This is a genomic window from Calothrix sp. NIES-2098, assembly GCF_963875125.1.
Taxonomy (GTDB): Bacteria; Cyanobacteriota; Cyanobacteriia; order Cyanobacteriales; family Nostocaceae; genus Aulosira.
The window spans coordinates 4,949,183-4,973,210 of record NZ_CAWNKJ010000001.1 but is presented as its reverse complement, the minus strand read 5'-3'; the positions used below and the strand labels follow the sequence as shown (position 1 = coordinate 4,973,210).

Here is a 24,028-nt window from a genome sequence, read left to right as displayed (position 1 = left end):
TGTATAAAATAAGACAAATATGCAAATAAAAATAGCGGCTATTTGTCAACAAATCTTTAATACTTATTGTGGAGGTTACAGTTGCCTAAAAGGAAGCATCCTTCAAAAGAGCAAAGAGAACGTTTGCTTAAAAGGAATTTATATAGATGTTGTGTCTGTAAAAAAGAGGGTGTCGGTCTTCATTTGCATCATATTGATGAAGATCCATCTCACACCGTTGATGAGAATCTCGCTGTTTTGTGTGTTCAAGATCACGATCTACATCACAGACCTGATGCTTATGACCGTGTAAAGCATACTGAACTAGGTAGGGAGAGGATTAAAGAATTTAAGAGTTCTTGGGAAAGCTTTGTCACAGAAGCTAGGCAAGATAAACCAAAGATTCTGGCTACTGTTAGCGCATATGGAAATTATGAACACATCCATGCAGCGCGATTGGTTATGCAGTGGTTTGACGAGAAGATAGAGTATGAGAGAATATTTCATCTCCTCGAAGGTGACTATGAGTATTGGGCAGAAGAAATTCTCCGTGAAGTTCATAATTTTGGAGAAAATATTAAAGTAGCTATTATTAATGAACCGCTTCCAGTTGAACGTTGTCCCTGTTGTGGTAAAGGACTTAGTAGAACAGTTAAAGAAGGGATTGCCTTAAAAATGACAGATCCAGACTGGTCTACTGACTCAACTTGTTCAATCTATATAAATCCGAACCAACCATCATTGGCACTCATCATTTCCCTAGGAGATAAACTAATATACCAAAGCAATCTTCATTTGTGTCAAAGCAAATATCTTCACTACTCAGGTGATTTTTATGACGAGCGTCTTAAGGTCAAAAAAAGTCCAAGTGTTAGAACACAAGCTACAAAGCTCATACAAAAAGTGCTAGATGATTGGCAACCAAGTAAGATATTTATAGGAACTGGAGATTACGATAAACCATTATTGATAAATGCTTTTGAGTTGCCTCTTTGTTGGGAGAAGCGCATAAGTTAACCCTGCATTATCTCTACAGATAGTAGTGATCGCTTTATGTTTGAGGTTGTCTGAAAGGCGATCGCACCTTGGGAAATTTTGGGAGTGTTGGGTGCGTAGGCGTAGCCCGTCGTAGACATCGCTTAGAGCTAGTGCGATCATAGAAGAAGCAAGCAAAGAGCAAAAACTATGCAAAAGCAGATGAAACAATTGGTTGTATCCGATCCAAAGGTAATGATGGGGAAACCTGTGATTGTTGGGACACGCATCACCGTTGAGTTGATTTTAGAAAAATTAGCTGCTGGTGAAACTCCAGAACAAATTTTAGAATCTCACCCGCGACTTACACGCGAAGCAATTCAAGCAGCTCTAGCATTTGCGGTTGAGGCTTTACGATATGATGTGATTTATCCAATTGTTGAGAACGCTTCTTGAAATTTTTAGCAGACGAGAATTTAGATCGGCAAATAGTTGAAAGTTTACGCCAAGATGGTCATATCATTTGGTACGTTCCTGAAATGGAACCGGGGATTTCTGATGATGAAGTGCTGGACTTGGCTAATCAGGAGGGAGCGCTATTATTGACATCTGATAAAGATTTTGGTGAATTAGTTTTCCGTCTAGGCCGTATCGCTTCAGGTGTTGTGCTAATTCGATTATCAGGATTATCTATACTCAGCAAAGCAGACATTGTTACCCGTGCAATAAATCAACATACTGACGAGTTGCTGGGAGCTTTTACTGTGATTACACCGACAAATATTCGGATTCGGAAAATTTAGAATTGAATATCTAAATAAAGCGATCGCACTTGCGGAATGCAGGTTTCTCCAGAGAAATGCAGATATGCTCGCAACCGATTTGGCTTGCGGTAGATATGTTATCTGCAAACTTTGCTATTGCCTTACCGATAAGTTTCAATCATCAAGCTGGCGCAGAGATAAGCGTGTAAATGTCATCATTATTACGATTTTAGATAGAGAACTGAGAACTTTGTAAGCGACTTCTTGTAAGTGTTATATGATAATAGAAGATGAACTTACTTACTAGCCAATTTGTTTGTGTAGCAGTATACATAAAGATTTTTAGATTTCTATGTGCGAAATCGGACAGAGATCTACATCTGAGTACGTTTAAATTAAAGTGTGCATTTGAATGCTGTTGGAATGAGCGTGCATTGCGATGCGATCGCTACTCCAAGCCTAAAACTTTTACGATGGTCAAAATCATGCCTAACAAACCCATATCATTTAAGGGTCTACGCTTACTTGTTGTTGATGATGACCTAGATACAAGAAAGCTACTGACTATCCTGTTTGAACTGGATGGTGCAGAGGTTATGGCAGCGAATTCAGCCAGCGAAGCTCTAGAAATAATCTCATGCTTCCAACCAGATGTTTTAATTAGCGATATTTGTTTACCTGATGAAGATGGTTACTCTTTGCTGCGGAAAGTTAAGAAAATTGACTTAGAGCGAGGGAGGAAAACTCCCGCGATCGCACTCAGCGCATATATTATGGATGAGGATCGGAAATATGCGTACTTAGCGGGTTATGAGAAGTATTTACAAAAGCCGATTAACTTAGATGAGTTAGCGAAGGCAGTGATTGATTTAGTTAAACTGCGTCAATGCGTTTGAGAAATCGTGCTAAGAAGTTTGAAAAACTGTGAAGAATTATCAGATGCAGAAAAGTTAATTTTACTTTAGACGAAGCTTCGCAGTTTACCTATGTTTTATTGAGAACGCAGAGCATACTGCCCTTACAATTATCTGTACTTCCTTAATCAATTCTGATTGCTATAAAACTCATATTGAGCAAGAACTTCTGTCTCGTTTTTGGCTGCTTCTAGCCACTGTTGCATTGCTGGAAGCTCTAAAATTGTCTCCGCATATTTTTGAGAAATACTATCTAACTGCACATCATAAGTAACAAACCTTAATACCACAGGGGCAAACATTGCATCAGCAATGGTAAATTTGCCCAATAAAAAATCGCCATCTGCTGCAAATTTTTGACGGAATTCTTGCCAAATACTTGTAATGCGGTCAATATCTTTTTGCACCTCAGATGTTAGACCTTTCCCTGGTAATTTAGCTCGGCAATTCATGGGCATATTTTGCCGAAGATTTTGAAAGCCTGAGTGCATTTCTGCACTAATAGAACGAGCTAATGCTCTAGCAATTTTATCTTCTGGCCACCAGTGCAGATGAGGAAATTCTTCCGCTAAGTATTCGCAAATCGCTAGAGAGTCCCAGATGGTTTGATTATTGTGTAACAGCGCTGGCACTTTTCCTGAAGGCGAATATTGCTGAAGTTTGGATGCAGTTTCTGGGGTATAAAGAGGAATACGAATTTCATCAAATTGCACCCCGAACTGCTTTAACGCTAACCAAGGACGTAATGACCAGGATGAATAATTTTTATTACCAATAACTAAGGTAAGTTGCGTCATGTTGATTTTTAGTGTCTGTAAAGCTGTTCAATCCACATCGATACATCAACTTCCGAACCGGAAGAGAAGGACTTTCCTGTTACAGGGTCGTAAGCTTGCCAATAAATATTGCCGTAGCGGTCAACTTTTTGGATAACTTGTAATTCGTCAGGTGCTAATAGTGTTTGCATCGTATTTTGCCAAAAACTATGCAATGCTTGGCAAACAGATGTAAAGATATTTCCGGTTCTAGAACTTATTTTTATCTCTTCGGGTTGCAGACATCCAATTTCGTTTCTCATAGCATTATTCCCGATAGATGCTCATTACATACGAACTGTAACAATCCCTGAGCTAACAATCAAAACATGGCTTGTATAGTTTCTATAAATGGCATTTATAGATATAAAAAACACGAATACAATCTTTTTGAGACAATTAAATCAGAAATTTTCTTATCTCTATCTCAGCAATTGACCATGAAACTCTCCCAACTTCGAGCTGTAGTTGCAGTAGCAGATTGTGGTAATTTCAGTGAAGCAGCTTTAGAATTGCAACTTTCGCAACCAGCAATTAGTCATGCGATCGCCACCTTAGAAGAAGAATTGGGTGTGCCGTTATTTGCTAGAGGTCGTCATGGTGCCGTGCTTACACCTGCGGGAGAGCGTATCTTATATCATGCGCGTCAATCATTACAACATCTAGAGATGATGCACAAAGAAGCGAATCTGCATAAAGGTTTACATGGCGGTCACGTGCGGATTGCGGCTTTTCGCAGTGTTGCTACTCATTTATTACCAAAAGCGATCGCGCAGTTTCACGATCAATTCCCAGAAGTAGCTGTCACAATCATAGAGTCTCTTTCCTACATTGAGGTAGAACAGTGTTTGCGCGAAGGACGTGCTGATATTGGCATCACTTATCTACCCACCAGTGATGAGTTTGAAGTCTGGGAAATTGTCAGAGATGAGTATGTAGCTTTGCTACCACCAAAGGCTAAAGTTAGCAGTCCCACAATTACTTGGGAAGATATTGCTGTATATTCCCCAGTTTTGTTATCTTGTCTACCCTGCGGACGCTCGCTGCACAATCACCTGAAAAATGTAGCAAGTTTCATGAATACTATTAGTGATATTCAAGAAGACTCTACTATTGTTAGCTTAGTAAATCAGGGCTTGAGAGCTGCAATTATTCCTCGCCTAGCAGCTGTGCCAATTCCCCAAAATGTCCAGGTATATAGCTTACCAATACCGTTAGAAAGAGTTATGGCAGTTGCTCTTTTATCTAATGGACTCCACATTCCGGCTGTATTTACTTTTTTAGAAATGCTGAAGAAATTTGATTTTTATACTTTAGCTAAATCGACTTATTAACCTGGAAAATTTGCTGTTTAAGATGACGGATAGCTGCGCTGGTATTACGTTCATAGGCAATTTTGACACAGCTAGCAATCAAATTTTGCAAGTCAAACTCTGGAAAATAGTGGCTCTGGGTTTGCAGCTGGTAATCATCTCCTTGCAGTTGATAAATCAATAACCGCTGCTTTTTGAATAACCAAACTTCAGGAACGCGGTAGGGAAGATAATCTTGGACATCAGAATAACTAGTCACGTCAATTTCGATGACGAGATCCGGTGGTGGATCTTGTTGCCAATCAATCCGCTTTTTACCAGAAATCGCTTGCCAATCGTCGATGTAAAAACAATAATCAGGTTCAATACCGCTTTCTTCGGGTAGTTCCATTGTCACGGGTGTAAACGCATCGTATTCCCGTCTATCGTCATCTAGCAAAGCTTTAACAATATCAGCAAGCAGGTTAGCATCTCGACCATGAACAGGCAAAGGTGACATCAGCAATACTTCTCCATCGCGGTATTTGATGCGGGGAATTGACCCATCTCCTCGTTGCTGGCAAAGGATTTGATACTCTTGCCATGTAGCAGGTAAGCGCACTACAGACCCAGAAGGTAATTGAATTTTTTCTAAGGAGACGAGGGCAAACATGGCTTAAACTCCTTTTAGTAGCGGCTGATTGTAATGATAACAAGACTGATGTGAACGATCTTGGCTAATGATTTCTGAACTGATGAAAAATGCGATCGCGCTTTCTTGCCACTATTTTAAAAAAAGTAGGGTGGGCACTGCCCACTCTACATATACTTTTTAAATTACTTAACGGCTCATGACTTATCAGACTGTTGACCAGCTGACAGACAATCAAATTGTGGAATTAGTTGACTTGTACAAAAACGAATTTTGGAGTAAAAAACGTACATATCAAGACGTAGTCAAAATGCTTGCGGCATCAGATATTATTATTGCCTTGGTTGATGACAACAAACAATTAATTGGTTTTACCCGCATTCTGACAGATTTTGTTTATCGGGCAACTGTTTACGATGTCATCATTAAACCCACCCATAGAAAAATGGGGCTTGGTGCTAAGTTAATTGATGCAGCGATTCATCATCCCCAGTTAAGTGAAGTTGAACAAATTGCTCTTTACTGCTTGCCAGAAATGATTCCCTTTTATCAACGCTGGGGCTTTACTAATGAATTAAGCGGAATGCAGTTGATGTATCGTTACAATCTACGATCCCCAAAAACAAATGATTATTAATCCAGAAAATGTACCCGATCGGACAACTACACTTTACCCTCAAGAATTTAAGCCCTTGGTGATGGGAAGAGTCAAGAAAGCTGTAGGAAATGCAGCTGGACTGAAAAATTTTGGCGTCAATTTAGTAACTATGGCTCCCGGAAGTCGTTCGTCTCTGCGACATTGGCACACCCGACAAGATGAGTTCATTTATATCATCGAAGGTGAAGTGACTCTAGTTACTAACGAAGGTGAGCAAATCCTCCAGCCAGGAATGATGGCAGGTTTTCCTGCTGGTGAGGCCAATGGACATCACTTGGTAAATCATTCCCCAGAAACGGTAATTTATTTGGAAATTGGGGATAGAACTGCTGACGATCAAGCTCACTATCCAGACGATGATTTGATGGCTCAAGCATCTGCTAACGGTTGGATGTTTACGCGTAAAGACGGTACTTTGTACGAAAGTTAGCTGGTTCGTAGTTGCGCTACTCTGCGAGAAGCCCTTCGGGTTCAGCAGTTGCTTCAAGTCGGGAAACCCGCCCAACGCACTGCTTCACCGCGCTGCGTCTATAGCGCTAAAGCGCAACTACGAGCTTGTATCCGATCGCCCATGCTGGGATCGTTCTAGCAGGGGGTACTTACCATGCCTTGATTTTCTCAACGAGGTAGGTAAGCTATAGCTATCTAAAGATGAAATTACTCAGATATATTTTGCACTTAGGTGTACTTATTCTATAAGAGTGATTATAACTAGGTTATTATTTATCGCTGTCATAATTTAAACAATTGAATTGCAACATCTAATGGTGAACTCTACCCTCGTGACCACACTCTATATCAACTCTGTTCAAGGGAATGATGCTAACGCTGGTTCACGGTTGAGTCCCTTTAAAAGTCTCACCCGTGCTTTAAAAGCATCGACAAAATCGACAATTATTCAGTTGGGGCCTGGAACATACAGTGCTGCTACTGGTGAGGTGTTTCCCCTGATTATCCCTGCGGGGGTAATTGTGGTAGGTAATGAAGCCAGTAAAGGTGCTGGAATTGTCATTATCGGCAATGGCACTTATCAAAGTCCTAGTTTTGGGACGCAAAACATTACGCTGATGTTACAGGAAGATGCCAGTCTCCGGGGCGTAACTGTTACAAATACAACTTCTAAAGGTACTGGTGTCTGGATAGAATCGACCGCACCAACTGTATCTAGCAATACATTTATTAACTGTGCGCGGGAAGGTGTATTTACGACCGGCGCAGCCAAACCTGCAATTTTAGATAATGTATTTTTGCAAAATGCGGCCAGTGGTTTGACGATGGCACGTAATAGCAAAGGCGAAGTGTTGCGGAATGTTTTTCAGAAAAATACTTTGGGGATCGCCATTAGTGATTCCGCTGCGCCTTTGGTGGCAAATAATAAGTTATCAGAAAACCAAACTGCGATCGCTCTTTCGCGAGATGCCAGACCTGTACTGCGGCAAAATATCATTACCAGCAATATCCAAGGCGGTCTGTTGGTGAATGGAAACGCGATCCCCGATTTAGGTAGCACCCAAGACGCGGCTGGGAATGTGTTCCGCGATAACAAAGAATACGATTTACAAAATGTCACATCGCAGCAGCTAGTTTCTGTTGGCAATCAGTTGAATCCGATCCTGGTAAAAGGAGCAGTAGATTTTCTTTCGGCTACGGTAGAATCGGCTGGGCAAGTATCAGTTGGCACTAGCTTTTATGACCTAGGCGGACATTGGGCAGTGGCTTTTGTCGAGGCTTTAGTCAGTAAAAACTATCTCAGTGGCTTTCCTGACGGTTCATTCAGTCCAAACTCTCCGATCACTCGTGCCCAGTACGCTGCTATAATTGCCAAGACTTTTCCACCACCAAATGGTAGTAAAGTCAGTAATTTCACTGATGTTAATCCCGATTATTGGGCGGCATCAGCTATCTTGCGGGCTGCCAATATGGGGTTTATTAGTGGATTCCCTGATGGGACTTTTCGACCGGGACAAAACTTAACAAGAATTCAAGCAATCGTATCTATTGTGAATGGTTTGAAATGGAGTGGAGGAAACTCAAATGTGTTAACTGTTTATCGCGATCGCGCTCAAATTCCCAGCTATGCTACTAATGCTGTAGCGATTGCCACGCAAAAACTCTTAGTAGTCAATTATCCCAAAACCGAACAACTTGAACCACTGCGCGATATCAGCCGCGCTGAGGTAGCAGCAATCATTTACCAAGCACTAGTAGCTATTGGTCAAGAAAAAGCGATTCCTTCACCCTATATTGTCAATCCCGATCCCGATATTGCTTCCTTCAGCGACCTCAAAGGACATTGGGCAGAAACATTTATTCGCGCCTTGGTGAGTATGGGCTTAACTACAGGCTTTGCTGACGGTAGCTATCAGCCAGATAAACCGATGACTCGCGCCCAGTATGCGGCTTTAGTGGCAGGTGCTTTTAACCCCACTCCCCAACGCCCAGCCATCGATTTTACTGACGTAGCCAAGGATTTTTGGGCGGCTAAGGCAATCCAAACGGCGGCTATGGGTGGTTTTGTCAGCGGATTTAGCGATCGCACCTTCCGCCCCGACCAAAACGTGCAAAGATTACAAGTAATAGTATCTCTAGTCAACGGGCTGGCCTTACCAGCAGCCGATAACGATAACTTACTTGTTTACAGCGATCGCAATGCGATTCCCGAATATGCCCGTAAAGCTGTAGCCACTGCAACTCAACAGCAGATAGCAGTGAATTATCCCGATCCTAAGCAGCTTGTGCCAGTTCGTGAAGCGACACGCGCCGAGGTAGCAGCTATGGTATATCAGGCATTGGTTGCAATCCAGCGCGCAAATGCAATTAAATCACCATATATCGTCTCGCAGATAACCCAATTGACCAAGTAGAATAAGAAACATTTCCTATTAATTTAAAAATACTTGGGCACAAACCCTGTAGTTAAAAGTTATTTCGCCTATACGCAATGGGTAGAAAATATTACCTATGTCTGAAGCTCATAGCTCGATGTTAAAACCAGTTAAAGACCCTTCTACTGAATTGGCAACGGCCTTATTAACTCACTATAGCTTTGACCTCAGTGGTTATAGTGCCAGTGAGTTAATTAGACGTTGGAAAAACCAATATCCAATTGAATGGCTACACATTGCAGTGATCGAAGCACTGTATCAAGGTCGCTATAAAGCAGTATCCGTACAGCAAATTTTAAATTTTTGGCATCGGCGGGGTCAGGCTACCTATCATTTCAACATGGAATTTGAACGCCTAATTTGTAGCAAATTCCCTGAAAGTTTAACGTCAATTCCAACACCAGTTTTATATCCTGCTAAAAAAATCGCCACGCCTGTTGAGAAGACTAATTATCATTTAGCATCCTCATCCGCGAACCCTGAACCATCACCACCTAAGGCGACTCGTGACTATAGCCAAAGAGCACTTCCGCCATTAAAAGTGGTACGGGAAGCAGAAACGCAACTTGCAAGTGAAGATACACAAGAGATTGCAACCTCTGCTACACATAACGCAGCCAATACCGAGCCAACTCAAGCGGAGTCTGAGTTACAACCCAGCTTCCAACCAGAAAGCCAGCTACAGGCTAATTCCCCAGTGTATCCAGCTAGTAATAGACCGCAGCGACTCCTACCAGTTGGTGTCAATCATCGGGCGATTGGACAATTTACCCCCGAAAAAAGCGATCGCACTGAATCATTCGCATCAAAACTCAAAGCAATGTCTGGTGGCTAAATGTATAGCAGAAGGCAGAGGGCAGAAGGTATTTGAGTTTAAATTAAATGCATCTACTTAGATATTTTTTAAATAGGTTTTGAAATTATTTGCTGTGAATAAAATCCGGCTATATATATTATGTTTACCTGTAGTTAATTTTCCCAATAATCCCAATTCAAATAATGTTTGTAACACATAAATATACGTAAGGGCACAACATTGTTCACCTGTGTCAACTTAAGCTAAAAGCTATATACGGCGCGTGTTGTACAAATCCCTCGCCCTCATCCCCTAACCCCTTCTCCCACAGGAGAAGGGGAATTTAATCTCTATCTCCCCTCTCCTGCGGGAGAGGGGCTGGGGGTGAGGGCAAAATGTTGTCACACAGAGGGTTTCACGTTAAGTTGACACCAATGAACATTGTTGTGCCCCTACATATCTGTCGCGTTCTTGTTTTTAATTGGTATAATTTGGCTCTTAATTACCTACTTTAAACCTGAGTCTTATGATTTTGGATTCTATTTTTAGATCAATTAACGAAAACCTTGATATAGATAGATTTCTCGCAGGGGCATGGCATTGCCATGCCCTTACCAACGTATTTGTATCATGATTAACGTGAAATGGTATTACCTTATAAAACTAATGATTTATTTAGGAGACAAAATCCTCATCAGCACGCATCAAAGCAGGTCGCTCCATTAAGCGCTTAATGTATCTGTTGAGAGGGCTATCATCTTTGAGCATTCCTAACTTGAAAGCCCATAGTAAAACTCCTCCAGTCACAATATCAGCAGCACTAAATTTGTCTGCTACTAAATAATTTTTATCGCTCAATAATTCTGTTAAAGGTAGAGAAACTTTGTCAAACCATTGCAAAGCCTCTTGTGTTGAAACTGCGGAGCGTGCCTTTATTGGTAGTATTTTTTCTGGCAGATTAGGTAGAACATCAAACATAAAATGTTCTACAGGTGGTTCTAATGTAGCTGTAGCGTAAAATAGCCACTGATAGTAATAGCCACGCTCCGGACTGTCTATTGCTGGAGCAAAACCCATTGTCTGATATTTATCAGCAAGATAAGCACAGATAGCAGCAGATTCAAAAATTGTCACTTCCCCATCTATGAGAATTGGTACTTTTCCATGTGGGTGCAATTTTTTATACTCTGGCTCCTGAGTCATGCTCATGTCAACCTGTATCAATTCATAGGGAACTCCGATTTCTTCTAGGAGCCACCGAGGACGTACTGCTCGTGTCGTAGGAATGTAGTAGAGCTTCATTACTTTCTGAATCAAGTAAATGGTTGGCTTCTAAAATAGTCTCTTACTCATGACCAGGCGATCGCACTTCGGTTTGAATTTCTCATTGGAAAGGATCAATCTCGTAAGAGAAAGACTTGTTTTCAGTTATGTTTCCATCCCCTTTCGGGGTGATGCGATCGCAAAGTCGAGTACATCTGCTGCTTGACGTATACGCAGATGAGTTTCCATCCCCTTTCGGGGCGATGTGATCGGAAAGCAGCAGCAATAACGCTGTAAAGTTCCAGCCAGGCGTTTCCATCCCCTTTCGGGGCGATGTGATCGGAAAGTCGGCACCACCGCCGCAGAATGTGCAGACTACTCATGGGTGTTTCCATCCCCTTTCGGGGCGATGTGATCGGAAAGTGGAGTAACATTTAAATTACCGGTTGCCAACAATGACTCGTTTCCATCCCCTTTCGGGGCGATGTGATCGGAAAGTTTGCATTACCTTATCTTCTGGTATCAGCAGCGAGTTTCCATCCCCTTTCGGGGCGATGTGATCGGAAAGTCACCGTTTAGTAGACACGGTGAGGTGACTAAGGTTTCCATCCCCTTTCGGGGCGATGTGATCGGAAAGTTTGTACCAAACACTTAAATTGATAATCGAGACGTTTCCATCCCCTTTCGGGGCGATGTGATCGGAAAGTATAATTTATTCATTATGCCGGATAATTCGATGCAAACGTTTCCATCCCCTTTCGGGGCGATGTGATCGGAAAGACAAGTCGTGATTGCTGCACAAGCAACGACTTCTGGTTTCCATCCCCTTTCGGGGCGATGTGATCGGAAAGTAATGGAAAAGATAAGTGGGTCACACAGTCCAAAGTTTCCATCCCCTTTCGGGGCGATGTGATCGGAAAGAGTTCATATCTGGAAGTCTTGCTGGGAGAGGGTTTAAGACCCCCTAATCGACACCACTTTTTCTAGTGTCAATAACCTCCAAAAAATTCTCAATAATTCCTGTCTTTTACAGCTAGGAAACTTTGCTGTGTAAGTAATCGACACCAGTCAACGTAGACGCGCACGCGGCTTCTCGAAGAGTAGTTATGCGGTTTTCAAGGTTCGGACGAGTGGTGTCGATTGAGCGACATTAGGATATTTCTAAAATATAACTTTTACACTTTATAGTCAAATTTATTACACATTTGTTACAAACAGCTAAGTAAATTTGGGCGATCGCATCTCTACACCAAGAAGTTTTGACGGCTAGTTAGGCGAGCGCGCAATTTTGAGCCAACAGACAAGATGTGCGATCGCTACGGGTACATTCACCAACCGATTAGACAAATAATTTTCAAAAAATTATCATATAATTATTCGTCTACGAGCGATAGCCATGTCTTTTGACCTTCGCAACATTCATCCTTTATCAGAGTTTCAACGCAGCGCCAAAACGTTTTTAACCACTCTGAAAGATACTCAAGCACCCATAGTACTGACTGTAAATGGCAAAGCGGCCGTCGTCGTCCAAGACGCTGAAAGCTACCAACGCTTGCTAGAGCGATTAGAACTTCTAGAATCCCTAGCCGGAATTCGCAAAAGTCTAGATGAATTTGAGCAAGGGCAGGGTATTCCTTTAGACGAAGCCTTTCAGCAATTGCGTCAAAAGCATGACATACCGGATTGAAATCTCACCCACCGCCAAAGCGGATGTCGAGAGCATTTTTCTATGGATGAAAGACTACTCAGTCGATCGAGCCTATCGGTAGGTTAGAGGTTGCTACGAAATCATGCTAACGCTGGAAAACTTTCCAAATCGTTGCCCTCTGTCCATCGAAAGCCAATACCTGAATCGACCTGTGCGGCAATTGCTTTATAAAAAACAATACCGAATTCTATTTACAGTCAGTACGGGCAAAGACCAAGATAGCCAGGATATCGTGCAAATCCATCGAGTCCTGCGTGCTGCCCAAGAGCGATTGCAAGATTTGTCGCAATTGCTTGGTGATGAGGATGATTAAGATGAGGTCTTTGACCTTGTAATGCGATCGCACTTGATATTTAAGACAGCCGCTACAATTATCTATTGCTCAATGCGATATCTAAAGACAAGCTGCTGCGCGTCTACGCACTGGCTATCTCAACTTTTTCCATCCCCTTTCGGGGCGGTGTGATTGGAAAGAAACAAAAACATGAAACTTAATTACAGACAAGTTCTCGTTTCCATCCCCTTTCGGGGCGGTGTGATTGGAAAGAGTTCACTTGTGGAAACCTTACAGGGAAAGGGTTTGAGATACCCTAATCGACGCATCTCTGAAAAATCGCAAAAAGTTTTCCAAAAATTGTCAATTTTGCAGTCCCAAAGCCTTACTAGGCAAGGCATCGACGCATCTCAACGAAGTTATGCGGTTTTCAAGGTTCGGGCGAGATGCGTCGATGAGTAACGCACGTTATTCTTAGATTACAACTTTTTCCCTGTATAAGTCAAATTTGTTACATGATGTTTACAAAAATCTCAGGGATTTTGAGCCAACAGACAAGATATGCGATGGCTGCGCCAACGTCTTCGACGAACGCTAGTTAACAAACCAAGCACTTTGTTTAACAAGGCAAAGGCTTTCTTTAACAAACCAACCACTTTGTTTAACAAGGCAAAGACTTTCTTTAACAAACCAACCACTTTGTTTAACAAGACAAAGACTTTCTTTAACAAACCAACCACTTTGTTTAACAAGGCAAAGACTTTCTTTAACAAACTAACCACTTTGTTTAACAAGACAAAGACTTTCTTTAACAAACTAACCACTTTGTTTAACAAGATAAAAAATTTTTCGGTAATTACTGAACTCATAATTCAACTTTTTCATAAAGAAATGCTTAATTTTGGCTATTTTCACTGAACCGACTCCTTGTATTTTTGAGAGATGCTAGAAGCATAAAGTTAAGTAAAAGGTATACATTGATGCCACGCGTCAAAAAAACTTCTTCCATACTAGAAAAAATAGAACAGCAGACAATCGGGTTTCAATCGATCGATCCCAGCCTCGATTTTGGTGATTCTGTCAGTGTGAAGCATTTGACTGACTTAACGAGCGAACTCCGCGACGAACTCAAGCAATATAATAAGTTGTTAAACACCCTCGATACAGCAAAGGAAAAAATAGAAATTCTGGAAAAAAGCATTCGCGAAACTTCCGAACGCTTAGTTAGTGGTGTAGCGTCGAAGTATGGCAAAGATAGCCGAGAATATGAACTAGCAGGTGCGGTACGCAAAAGCGATCGCGTTCGTAAAGCTACCATCACGCGGTTAAAATCAAGCGCAGATGCAAAAGCTGCTACTACAGAGACAGCGTAATAGGCGACTATTTTTTTACGTGCAGATTAGTTTGAATTTTGAATTGCGATCGCATTAGAATAAGAGAGCGATCGGTCGCTTGTTTCTTCACACATCTCCCAAATTTACAGAGCGATCGCACTCCAACCTACAAATAAATTACGAATTACAAATCACGAATTATTAATAACTTTCCACTTCCGTGGTTGATAAAATAACGAACGGCTAGTAATCTTGCTGGCTTTAACAGTAAATCGAAATGATTCCACTATATCAAAAGAACATACACCTTCTTTGATATAAATTTTGGCACTATATAAACCGGGTAATAAGCAAAAGTAAGGCATTTGCATTTGAATTTCAACTTTTCCCGGCAGTATTTTTAATGCTTCATTATCGCTGGCAGAAGTTATATACAAAATTCGCTCGTTTTGTCCAGATAAAGCTGTAATAGACACGCCTAAATTTGCATTATCAACTTGTTTATCTACTTTACATTCTACGCATAAATAAGCTAATTCCCCACAAAGAGGAGCAGCAAGTATATTGCCTTGCTCATCTTTAAAACTCAAAGAAACAATATCTATACCTAAGCTTTCACTTGGCGGCTTTTCTGGTAATAACATCATTCCTAAAGATGTTTCTGTACCGCCTAAACTTAAATCTTCTTCGTATTGGCGAATTACGGTTTCTGTTTCGCCGTATTTAATCAATTCACCTTTGGCAAGATAAAGCGAATTTTCACAGACGTTCAAAACTACATGGGGGTTATGCGAAACTAAAATAAAAGCTGTACCCGCTTCTCTCAGTTTTGCGAGTTTTTGATAACATTTAACTCGAAAATTGATATCGCCAACAGCCAACACTTCATCAATTAGTAAAACATCTGGTTCTATGTGAACTGCACAAGCAAAACCCAATCTGGCCGCCATCCCAGAACTATAAGTTTGTACGGGTGCATCAATCGCATCTGCAATCCCAGCAAAATCTATCACATCTTGAAATTTCTTGTCTATTTCTTGTGTTGATAAACCCAAAATCGACATATTTGCATAAATATTTTCTCGCCCTGTAAGAATTGGGTTAAACCCTGCTCCTAAAGCAATTAATGGTGCTAATTTCCCTCTAACTTTTACACAGCCAGTATCGGGATTAATCAATCCACTAATAATGCGGAGTAGCGTACTTTTTCCGGCTCCATTGGCTCCTACTAATCCTAAGGCTTCTCCTCTTCGCAGTTGGAAACTTACATCTTTTAGTGCCCAAAATTCTTGTGGACGAAGATTTTCACTTTTTCTATTTCCACCTATTAACTCTTGAAAAATGTCCTGCACTCCATAGAATAAAGACTGCTTCAAGTTACGACAAAACTTTTTAGAAACTTTATCTACTGAAATTAGTAATTCAGAATCATCTCTGAAATTCATCATCATTAAGAAGAGGTGCATCCTAGTTTTGATAAATGCCCACAGGCTATAAGCCTTGTCATTACCCACATTTTACTTTTCAATGTAAGATGCGTGAACGAACATAAATGACTTCAACGACTTAGAAAACTGGGCATCTCAACAATAGGGACAAGCTCAAGAGCGAAGTTACCAGACGCAACCAACGAGCAGTGAAAATTGGGTAGGTGAGCCTCTTAAGGGAGTAGCACTAGCAATGTTGACATTTACAAACCTAAGTAACACCACAACTTAATCTACGCTACGCTGAAGATGATGTTTTAAGTAAATTTTGTATATATTTTTATCTTTGCGCTAATAAATGTTAATTTGCGGTGACTACCGCTATGAGAATTCTATTAGTTGAAGATGATGAACTGATTGCAAAATCGCTTGCTAAATCTTTGATCGACCAGCACTATGCCGTTGATGTCGCCAAGGATGGGCAAGCAGGTTGGGATTTGGCAGAGTTATTTACCTACGATCTGATTTTGCTGGATGTTTTGCTACCTAAGCTGAACGGCATTCAATTCTGTCAGCGATTGCGGGCTAATGGCAATCTAACACCTGTGCTTTTATTAACAGCCCAAGACACCAGTACAAATAAGGTCATGGGATTGGATGCTGGTGCTGATGACTACGTTGCCAAGCCTTTTGATTTTCAAGAGTTGTTGGCTCGCGTCCGCGCGCTATTACGTCGGGGCGGTTCTGCTTTACCGCCTTTGTTAGAGTGGAAAAACCTGCGGCTCGATCCCAGCACTTGCGAAGTCACCTGTAACGGTAAACTTCTGCATTTAACTCCTAAAGAATACGGTTTGCTGGAGCTTTTTCTGCGTAACAATCACCGGATATTTAGTTGTAGTGCGTTAATCGATCATTTGTGGTCATTTGAAGAACCGCCTACAGATGATACAGTGCGATCGCACATGAAAGGTTTACGACAAAAACTTAAAGCAGCCGGAGTTGCAGACGATCCAATTGAGACGGTTTATGGAATTGGATATAAACTCAAGCCAGCAGACAGAGAAGGTGTAGGTAAGGGAAAATCTAAGTCTTCAATTGCTGGAAATGATGGGCGACGCGGACGCCAACAGCAACCCCAATCTCCCCAGCCCAATTGGCTGCAAAATCACGCCCCTAACAACAACGGGAAGAAACCGCCAGCCAACGTTCAAAATCAGGTTGCGACTGGAGTTAGCAAAGTCTGGGAAGAAGTAGCACAGAAACTCGAAGAACGGGTGGCGACGATTGAGCAAGCTTCTACTATGTTGCGACAGGGTAAAGTTTCTCAGGAAATGCAGTTAAAAGCCAAGCTAGAAGCTCATAAGCTAGTTGGTTCTCTAGGAATGTTTGGCTCTGATGAAGGTTCGCATCTAGCTCAAGAACTAGAATCGCTGTGGGACATGGGAACTCAACTCCAGCCAGAGACAACACAGCAGATTTCGCAATTGGTTGTGGCGTTGCGTCAAGAATTGCAACTGTTGAACTCTGAGTATAAACAGGACTTGCTTTGTGAGAATCAATTAGTAGATGAACGTCCTTTGCTGTTGATTGTTAACCAAGATCGGGAATTGGCTGAAGCGTTGGCGAAAGAGACAAATAGTTGGGCGATGCGATCGCAAATCGCAAATGATGCGATCGCCGCTAGAGAAGCGATCGCCAAAAATTCTCCTGATGTTATCTTGCTCGACCTTTGTGCTAGCAACTCTACAGAAAATACGCTCGCTTTACTAGCAGAACTCAACGCCCGTCAATCCCCCATACCAGCGATAGTTTTAACAGATAAAGACAGTTTACTCGATCGGGTAAAAGTTGCCCGTTTGGGAGGAAGCGGTGTCTTACAAAAGCCTGTCTCTCCAAATCAAATTCTAGAGACTGTGACACAAATATTACAGCGCACTCGCTCTGCCGAAGCCAAGGTGATGGTTGTCGATGACGATCCGCACATATTGGCGGCACTCCAGAATTTACTCATGCCTTGGGGGCTAAAGGTTTACACTCTAGAGAACCCCCTGCGGTTTTTAGAAGCAATAGCAGTCGCTCAACCAGATCTCATAATTTTAGATGTGGAAATGCCGGAAGTAAGCGGTATAGAATTATGCCAAGTTATCAGAAATGACCCTCAATGGAGTGGCTTGCCGATTTTATTTCTCACAGCGCATAGCGATACCAAAACTAGACAGCAGGTATTTCTCGCAGGTGCAGACGACTACATCAGCAAGCCGATTGTCGAACCAGAACTGATTACACGCATACTCAATCGCCTAGAGCGATCGCGCTGGCTGCGAAATTTAGCAGAACTAGATGGTTTAACTTTAGTTGCCAATCGTCGCAAATCTACTGAAGATTTAAATCGCTATCTTCAATCGAGCGAACGCCATCAACAGCCCTTTTGCTTCGCTATTGTAGAACTAGACAACCTCAAAGAAATTAATCACCAGTACGGCCATGCTGTAGGCGATCGCGTCTTATCTCGACTAGGGGAACTGTTACGCCAGACATTTCATACTCAGGATGTAGTCGGACGCTGGGGAGGTTCAGAATTTGTAATAGGAATGGCAGGTATGACCAAAAGCGATGGAGTACGAAGGCTTTTAGAACTACTCCAAAGCTTACGTCAGATTGAATTTACTGCTGCCAATAATCAGAAATTTCATACCACCTTTACTACAGCTGTGGTTGAGTATCCTCAAGATGGTGCTAATCTGCAAGCGCTGTACCAAGCTGCTGACGCAGTTCTGGAACAGGCAAAGAGGAGTGTGGGAGTGTAGGGAGTGTGGCACACAGGAGGAAATATGTCAGAATTACTACAGACCTTTTTAACCTCAAGCCCCTTTATCCCCCACGGGCATTGCTATCTTTGGAATCCGGGGCTGGTATTTTTACACGTACTTTCCGATGCTTTAATTGTCCTGGCATATTATTTTATTCCTTTGACGTTGCTTTATTTCGTCTACAAGGGCAACACCTTTCCCTTTAAAACTATTTTTCTGTTATTTAGCGCTTTTATAATCGCTTGCGGCACAACTCATCTGATGTCAATTTGGACGCTCTGGTATCCAAATTATTGGGTATCTGGTGCTGTGAAAGCGGTGACGGCAATAACTTCAGTTTATGCAGCCCTTGTGCTAGTGAAATTATTGCCCAAAGCACTAGAAATACTTAATACAGTCCAGTTAGAAGTAACTAACCAAAAACTGCAACAGCAAATTATTGAACGCCAAAAAATAGAAGCCGCACTACGCGATAGCGAAAGACGATTTCGGGCTATCTTTGACCAGACTTTCCAATTTATCGGGCTACTCCAACCAGATGGCACGCTCTTGGAAGTCAACCGCACCGCCCTCAACTTTGGCGGGTTGACTCATGCTGATGTTATCAATCGCCCCCTTTGGGAAACGCGGTGGTGGACAATATCCCCGCAAATCCAAAACCGCTTAAAAACTGCGATCGCTCAAGCAGCTTGTGGTCAATTTGTCCGTTATGAAGTCGATCTCAGGGGTGCAGAAGATACGCAAGCAATGGTGGATTTTTCCCTCAAACCGATATTTGATGAAGCAGGGAAAGTAGTCATACTCATCGCTGAAGGTCGCGATATTAGCGCTGTCTACTACGAGCTGCTCTTACGCAAACACGCAGAAGCCGCGTTACGCAGGGCGCACGATGAGTTAGAAATTCGAGTTCAAGAACGAACTACAGAGGTATTAGCAGCTAATGAAGCTTTACAGGCGGAAATTACCGAACGCCAGCGCATCGAATCAGAGCTACGAGATACAACAAGGCTGCAACGCGCGATTTTAAATAGTGCTAACTACACAATTATTTCCACCACAGCAGAAGGTATCATCCTCACGTTTAATGCAGCAGCAGAACGATCGCTGGGGTATACTGCCCAAGAGGTAGTTGGGAAAACAACTCCCGCAATTATCCATGACTGGGATGAAATTGTGCAAGTAGCGCAAGAACTATCTCAAGAACTGGGCGTAACTATTGAGCCGGGATTTGAGGTATTTGTTGCTAAGGCGCGACGCGGACAAGTAGAGGAGCGCGAATGGACTTATATCCGCAAAGACGGTTCGCGCTTTCCGTTATTGCTATCAGTAACAGCTTTGCGTGACGCTGAAAACAATATTACAGGCTTTCTCGGCATTGGCAGCGATATTAGCAATAGCAAACTTACACAAGAAGCACTGAGCCAGAGTGAAGCCACCCTGCGCAGTTTCTTTGACAGCGCACCGATGCTGATGGGAGTTGTTGAGGTGCTAGACGATGACGTCCTACATATTTCTGATAATGCCGCCGCCGCGAAATTTTATGGACTGACACCAGCCGCCATGCAGAATCGGCTAGCTAGTGAAATGGGTGCCCCACAAAACTATATAAACCAGTGGATTGAGTATTACCGTGCAGCCGAACGCAACCATGCTCCAGTTCGCTTTGAGTACGCGCATGAAACGCCCACAGATAAGAAATGGCTTTCAGCGACAGTTTCGGCAATTAATAGCGATCGCGCTGATCGTCCGCGATTTTCTTACATAGTTGAAGATATTAGCGAACGCAAGCACTCAGAAGAAGAACTCCGACAACAAGCATTTCTCCTCGACTTAACTCACGACACCATCATAGTCCGCGACGCCAGCGCCAGAATTACCTTTTGGAATCGCGGTGCAGAGGAGATGTACGGCTGGACGAAAGCAGAAGCCATTGGCCAAATTTCTCATGAATTCCTGCAAACCCAATTTCCCCAACCGTTAACAGAAATCGAAGCTCAACTTTTGGAAACAGGGCGTTGGGAAGGTGAACTCGTACACAGTAAACGCAATGGTACTCCTGTTGTCGTGTCCAGTCGTTGGGCATTGCAGCGCGACGAGCAAGGTAAAGTTGAGAGAATTTTGGAGATTAATAACGACATTACCGAGCGACAACAAGCCGAAGAAGAATTTCGTCACCTCAGTTTGGCCTTAGAAAGCGCAGTCGAAGGTATTTCCCAGTTAGATACTCAGGGACGTTACATCAAAGTCAATCCAGCTTATGCCAACACCGTTGGTTATCAAGCAGAGGAAATAATTGGCATGGAATGGGTATCAACCGTCCACCCAGAAGATTTAGAAACATTGAATGCAGCCTATCAACTAATGCTGACTAACGGCAAGGTGGATGTAGAAGCTAGAGGCCTGCGCAAAGACAAATCGGTTTTTGACAAACAAGTGGTGATGGTCAAAGCCTACGATCGCCAGCAGCGATTCATCGGGCATTATTGCTTTATGAAAGATATTAGCGATCGCCGCGAAATCGAACGCCTCAAAGATGAATTTGTTTCCGTAGTTAGTCATGAATTACGCACACCCCTGACTTCTGTTGCTGGTGCATTGGATTTATTAGCAGGTGGCGTTCTTTTAGCCGAACCGGAAGAAGCGCAACGGATGTTAAAGATTGCAGCTAGTAATACAGATCGGTTGGTGCGTCTGATTAATGACATCTTGGATATTGAGCGCATCGAGTCGGGTAAGGTACAAATGACCCCGGAAATCTGCGATGCTGGCGAGTTAATTACTGAGTCAGTAGAGACTGTTGAGGAAATGGCAGAGCAAGCAGGGGTGACAATATCAGTTTCGCCCCTATCAGCGCCAATTTGGGCCGATCCCGACCGGATAATTCAAGTTTTTACCAACTTACTCAGCAATGCGATTAAATTTTCTCCACCGGGTTCAACAATTTGGTTGAGTGGCGAAATTCTCGCAGGAAAACAAATCCGCTTCCAAGTCAAAGACCAAGGTCGAGGCATCCCATCTGAGAAACTGGAATCTGTATTTGAGCGCTTTGGACAAGTTGATGCTTCCGACTCCCGCCAAAAGGGAGGAACAGGTTTAGGTTTAGCGATTTGTCGCAGTATTTTGCAACATCATCAGGGGCAAATCTGGGTTGAAAGTACCTTAGGAGCAGGTAGCAATTTCTTCTTTACTTTGCCACTGCTTTCCGAAGAAGAAACCAGACAAAGAAACAGAGAGAATCAAGAAAATCTTTCGCCATCTGTGTTGATCCCTATCACCGCAGCCTCAGCCTCGCCTCTAGTATTAGAGTGCGATGACGATCCTTCTGTTCGGGTGGTAGTGCAAACCATGTTAGAAAGACAAGGTTATCGCGTCATGGTAGCTGCATCAGGACAAGAAGCTGTAGAGCAGGCAAAGTTGTACCATCCTGACGCAATTATTCTCAACTTAATGATGCCGGGTATGGATGGTTGGGAAACCTTGGCAATTCTCAAACAGCAGCCACACACTCAAAATATCCCTGTAATTATTCTTAGCGGTTTGTTACCCGATGCCAATAAAGATCTAGCGCAAAGTGTTAGCGATTGGATTGTCAAACCACCCAATCCCAAGTTGTTGTGTCAAGCCTTAGAAAAAGCTACTGCTACGCAAAATCCCTGTATCAAAGTTCTAATTATCGAAGATGACTTAGATTTAGCACAAGTACTCATTGCCTTATTCAATCGCCACGGCATTACTACCTTTTATGCGCAAACAGGAAGGGAAGCTATCCAGATCAGCCAGAACATTCTGCCTGACTTGTTGGTACTCGATTTAGGATTGCCAGAAAACGACGGTTTTGCGGTAGTCGATTGGCTACGCCAACATCAACGTTTGTGCCAAGTGCCGTTAGTTGTATACACAGCGCGCGATTTAGATGAGAGCGATCGCGATCGCTTAAAGTTAGGACAAACTCTATTCTTCACCAAAGGACGCATTACTCCCCAAGAATTTGAACAGCGAGTAATTAACTTACTCAACCGCATGATTGGCGATCGTAGCGAAGTCAGCCAGGATTCAATATAATTACTGGTGCTTCTACACCAAATAAGTATGATAGATAACATTCTGCACGATTTACCGCCTGAGTTTGAACCACTGCGATCGCTCCTCGAAGCCAACTTGTCGCCTTACATCAAAATCATTGCGGCAGAGGCTGGACACCTTAATTCTGCTGGCTATCCCAATTTTGATTGGGGCGGAGATCCATTAGAACTTTGGCAAAGTAAAATTGGCGGTCATCCCTATCTTCCCAAAGGCACAAGCTATCCTGTCGATGGCGAAACTGGTGAGATGATGATGTTTCTCATGCAGGTAAACTGTGCCGATCTGCCAATAATTGATGGATTCGCTCTGCCTCGACAGGGAATTTTACAATTTTATTCAGGCTTAGATGTGCCGATGTCTGAGCTTAGTCCGGAAAAACACCACATTCTCTATTTTCCAGAAATTTCTCAAGATAAAAATAACTTAGTTACTGACTTTAGCTTCTTAGCCAATGCTAGCAAAGAATTTGAATGGTATGACGATATTTATGCTTTAAAATTTGCCTTACAGTATGATGTGTTTTGGCAAGCGCGATCTGTATACAATCCACTCAATATTCCTGAAGACCTAAGAAAACTCAGCAGGGAATTTGATGAATGGATTAGGGACTATGAACTTGACAATAACATTGTGGAGCAGCGCGGCAATAAGCTAGGTGGATATGTAGAGCTGCATTCTTATGTTGAAGAAACGATAGAAGAACCGCAGGGACGATTATTGCTAGAACTTAACCACCCATTTGAAGTTGATGATAACTTCTACTTTTTTATAGAAGAAAGTGATTTAGTCAACTTGGATTTTAGCAAAGCCCAATCGTATTTCTTGCGTGAATAAAACTCCGAAATAAATAGCCTTAAAACCTTTACTAATAAAAAATGACTAAAGACAAATGCTAGACTACCTACTGCCGCTGTTATTAGTCACGCCATTTATCGCGGTGGGTGCGATCGCTTTCAATTACAATCATTCGTTGTTGTCTCTAGTGGTTGTGCTGTTAGGTGCGATCGCTGGAGCCATCTCAATTGCGCTATCGGGAATTTACTGGTTACAGATTTTTCATCATCGCTGGATGGAGTCGCAAGCCGCAGGTTTTATCTTTGTTCCCATCACGCTGCCAATTTGTGCCTATACAGGTGCTGTTGCCGGAGGTAGCTTGGCGGCAATATTGTACAGATACCAAGTCAGTGACTTACCTTCGCCTATCTTTCAAATAATTGCCATTGGCTTTACCATTGTGCTAGCTGGATTAATTCCAAGTGCGATCGCTACCATTAGTTTTTCGGAAGTTAATAAGTTCATCATTGCGCCTATTGTTATTATCTGCGGTAGCGTGGTGAGTTCTTGGTTTGCAACGAAATTAGCCTATTTGTTTGTAACTAATTTATTTCAATAGACAACT

23 protein-coding genes and 1 CRISPR repeat array are annotated in these 24,028 nt (G+C 42.5%); of the genes, 16 read left to right on the top strand and 7 right to left on the bottom strand.

The window, feature by feature from the left end:
• The first annotated feature begins 81 nt into the window (after positions 1-81).
• Positions 82-996 (top strand): HNH endonuclease, encoded by a 915-nt coding sequence (locus AACU33_RS20840; RefSeq protein WP_096590462.1) that lies wholly within the window; start codon positions 82-84, stop codon positions 994-996.
• On the opposite strand, the gene AACU33_RS20835 is transcribed toward AACU33_RS20840, so the two are convergent.
• On the bottom strand, positions 993-1,115 hold the full coding sequence (locus AACU33_RS20835) for a hypothetical protein (protein ID WP_339376179.1): 123 nt from the start codon (positions 1,113-1,115) through the stop codon (positions 993-995). The two genes, AACU33_RS20840 and AACU33_RS20835, sit on opposite strands and share 4 nt — an antisense overlap.
• 49 nt (positions 1,116-1,164) lie before the next feature.
• On the opposite strand from AACU33_RS20835, the gene AACU33_RS20830 reads away from it, so the two are divergent.
• From AACU33_RS20830 to AACU33_RS20820, 3 genes are all read left to right on the top strand, one after another.
• The gene (locus tag AACU33_RS20830; protein ID WP_339376178.1) at positions 1,165-1,410 is read left to right on the top strand and encodes a DUF433 domain-containing protein; all 246 of its coding nucleotides are present in this window, start codon (positions 1,165-1,167) and stop codon (positions 1,408-1,410) included.
• Positions 1,407-1,757, top strand: a complete 351-nt coding sequence (locus AACU33_RS20825; RefSeq protein ID WP_096590461.1) for a DUF5615 family PIN-like protein — start codon at positions 1,407-1,409, stop codon at positions 1,755-1,757. The genes AACU33_RS20830 and AACU33_RS20825 overlap by 4 nt, the downstream gene beginning before the upstream one ends.
• Positions 1,758-2,203: 446 nt before the next feature.
• The gene (locus AACU33_RS20820) at positions 2,204-2,614 is read left to right on the top strand and encodes a response regulator (RefSeq protein WP_096590460.1); all 411 of its coding nucleotides are present in this window, start codon (positions 2,204-2,206) and stop codon (positions 2,612-2,614) included.
• Positions 2,615-2,760: 146 nt separating this feature from the next.
• On the opposite strand, the gene AACU33_RS20815 is transcribed toward AACU33_RS20820, so the two are convergent.
• On the bottom strand, positions 2,761-3,429 hold the full coding sequence (locus AACU33_RS20815; protein ID WP_096590459.1) for a glutathione S-transferase family protein: 669 nt from the start codon (positions 3,427-3,429) through the stop codon (positions 2,761-2,763).
• Positions 3,430-3,437: 8 nt separating this feature from the next.
• Positions 3,438-3,710, bottom strand: coding sequence for a hypothetical protein (locus AACU33_RS20810; RefSeq protein WP_339376177.1), 273 nt, complete (start codon positions 3,708-3,710; stop codon positions 3,438-3,440).
• Between the two features lie 177 nt (positions 3,711-3,887).
• On the opposite strand from AACU33_RS20810, the gene AACU33_RS20805 reads away from it, so the two are divergent.
• A complete protein-coding gene (locus tag AACU33_RS20805) occupies positions 3,888-4,781 on the top strand; it encodes a LysR substrate-binding domain-containing protein (protein WP_096590458.1) in 894 nt (297 codons plus the stop codon).
• Here the strand turns inward: AACU33_RS20805 and AACU33_RS20800 are convergent.
• Positions 4,765-5,412: a Uma2 family endonuclease gene (locus AACU33_RS20800; protein WP_096590457.1), complete on the bottom strand. Its 648-nt coding sequence runs from the start codon at positions 5,410-5,412 to the stop codon at positions 4,765-4,767. The two genes, AACU33_RS20805 and AACU33_RS20800, sit on opposite strands and share 17 nt — an antisense overlap.
• A gap of 178 nt (positions 5,413-5,590) precedes the next feature.
• Between AACU33_RS20800 and AACU33_RS20795 the strand changes: the two genes are divergently transcribed.
• The 4 genes from AACU33_RS20795 (at position 5,591) to AACU33_RS20780 (ending at position 9,769) form a co-directional block, all read left to right on the top strand.
• Positions 5,591-6,028, top strand: a complete 438-nt coding sequence (locus AACU33_RS20795; protein ID WP_096590456.1) for a GNAT family N-acetyltransferase — start codon at positions 5,591-5,593, stop codon at positions 6,026-6,028.
• Positions 6,018-6,479 carry a cupin domain-containing protein gene (locus AACU33_RS20790; protein ID WP_096590455.1) on the top strand — a complete coding sequence of 154 codons (462 nt, stop codon included), beginning with the start codon at positions 6,018-6,020 and terminating at the stop codon, positions 6,477-6,479. The genes AACU33_RS20795 and AACU33_RS20790 overlap by 11 nt, the downstream gene beginning before the upstream one ends.
• A gap of 334 nt (positions 6,480-6,813) precedes the next feature.
• Positions 6,814-8,913 (top strand): S-layer homology domain-containing protein, encoded by a 2,100-nt coding sequence (locus tag AACU33_RS20785; RefSeq protein ID WP_096590454.1) that lies wholly within the window; start codon positions 6,814-6,816, stop codon positions 8,911-8,913.
• A gap of 97 nt (positions 8,914-9,010) precedes the next feature.
• A complete protein-coding gene (locus AACU33_RS20780) occupies positions 9,011-9,769 on the top strand; it encodes a hypothetical protein (RefSeq protein ID WP_339376176.1) in 759 nt (252 codons plus the stop codon).
• A gap of 636 nt (positions 9,770-10,405) precedes the next feature.
• Here the strand turns inward: AACU33_RS20780 and AACU33_RS20775 are convergent.
• Positions 10,406-11,032, bottom strand: coding sequence for a glutathione S-transferase family protein (locus AACU33_RS20775; RefSeq protein ID WP_096590453.1), 627 nt, complete (start codon positions 11,030-11,032; stop codon positions 10,406-10,408).
• 130 nt (positions 11,033-11,162) lie between these two features.
• A CRISPR array of direct repeats spans positions 11,163-11,915; the repeat unit is 37 nt; unit sequence GTTTCCATCCCCTTTCGGGGCGATGTGATCGGAAAGT.
• A 474-nt stretch (positions 11,916-12,389) separates the two neighbouring features.
• On the opposite strand from AACU33_RS20775, the gene AACU33_RS20770 reads away from it, so the two are divergent.
• On the top strand, positions 12,390-12,680 hold the full coding sequence (locus AACU33_RS20770; RefSeq protein WP_096590452.1) for a type II toxin-antitoxin system Phd/YefM family antitoxin: 291 nt from the start codon (positions 12,390-12,392) through the stop codon (positions 12,678-12,680).
• A 103-nt stretch (positions 12,681-12,783) separates the two neighbouring features.
• Entirely contained in the window at positions 12,784-13,014 is a 231-nt protein-coding gene (locus AACU33_RS20765) for a hypothetical protein (RefSeq protein ID WP_339376175.1), read from the top strand.
• 494 nt (positions 13,015-13,508) lie between these two features.
• Here AACU33_RS20765 and AACU33_RS20760 read toward each other — a convergent pair whose 3' ends face one another.
• Positions 13,509-13,844, bottom strand: coding sequence for a hypothetical protein (locus AACU33_RS20760; RefSeq protein ID WP_096590451.1), 336 nt, complete (start codon positions 13,842-13,844; stop codon positions 13,509-13,511).
• A 111-nt stretch (positions 13,845-13,955) separates the two neighbouring features.
• Between AACU33_RS20760 and AACU33_RS20755 the strand changes: the two genes are divergently transcribed.
• Positions 13,956-14,348, top strand: coding sequence for a hypothetical protein (locus AACU33_RS20755; RefSeq protein ID WP_096590450.1), 393 nt, complete (start codon positions 13,956-13,958; stop codon positions 14,346-14,348).
• Between the two features lie 152 nt (positions 14,349-14,500).
• Here the strand turns inward: AACU33_RS20755 and AACU33_RS20750 are convergent, their stop codons facing one another.
• Entirely contained in the window at positions 14,501-15,775 is a 1,275-nt protein-coding gene (locus AACU33_RS20750; protein WP_096590449.1) for an ATP-binding cassette domain-containing protein, read from the bottom strand.
• Positions 15,776-16,119: 344 nt separating this feature from the next.
• Between AACU33_RS20750 and AACU33_RS20745 the strand changes: the two genes are divergently transcribed.
• Genes AACU33_RS20745 through AACU33_RS20730 form a run of 4 tightly spaced genes read left to right on the top strand, consistent with a single transcriptional unit; the run spans position 16,120 to position 24,022 of the window.
• Complete coding sequence (locus tag AACU33_RS20745; protein WP_096590448.1) at positions 16,120-18,543, top strand: response regulator; 2,424 nt, start codon at positions 16,120-16,122, stop codon at positions 18,541-18,543.
• A 24-nt stretch (positions 18,544-18,567) separates the two neighbouring features.
• Entirely contained in the window at positions 18,568-22,608 is a 4,041-nt protein-coding gene (locus AACU33_RS20740; RefSeq protein WP_096590447.1) for a PAS domain S-box protein, read from the top strand.
• A 27-nt stretch (positions 22,609-22,635) separates the two neighbouring features.
• Positions 22,636-23,463, top strand: coding sequence for a DUF1963 domain-containing protein (locus tag AACU33_RS20735; protein ID WP_096590446.1), 828 nt, complete (start codon positions 22,636-22,638; stop codon positions 23,461-23,463).
• A 55-nt stretch (positions 23,464-23,518) separates the two neighbouring features.
• Entirely contained in the window at positions 23,519-24,022 is a 504-nt protein-coding gene (locus tag AACU33_RS20730; RefSeq protein WP_096590445.1) for a hypothetical protein, read from the top strand.
• Positions 24,023-24,028 lie beyond the last annotated feature (6 nt).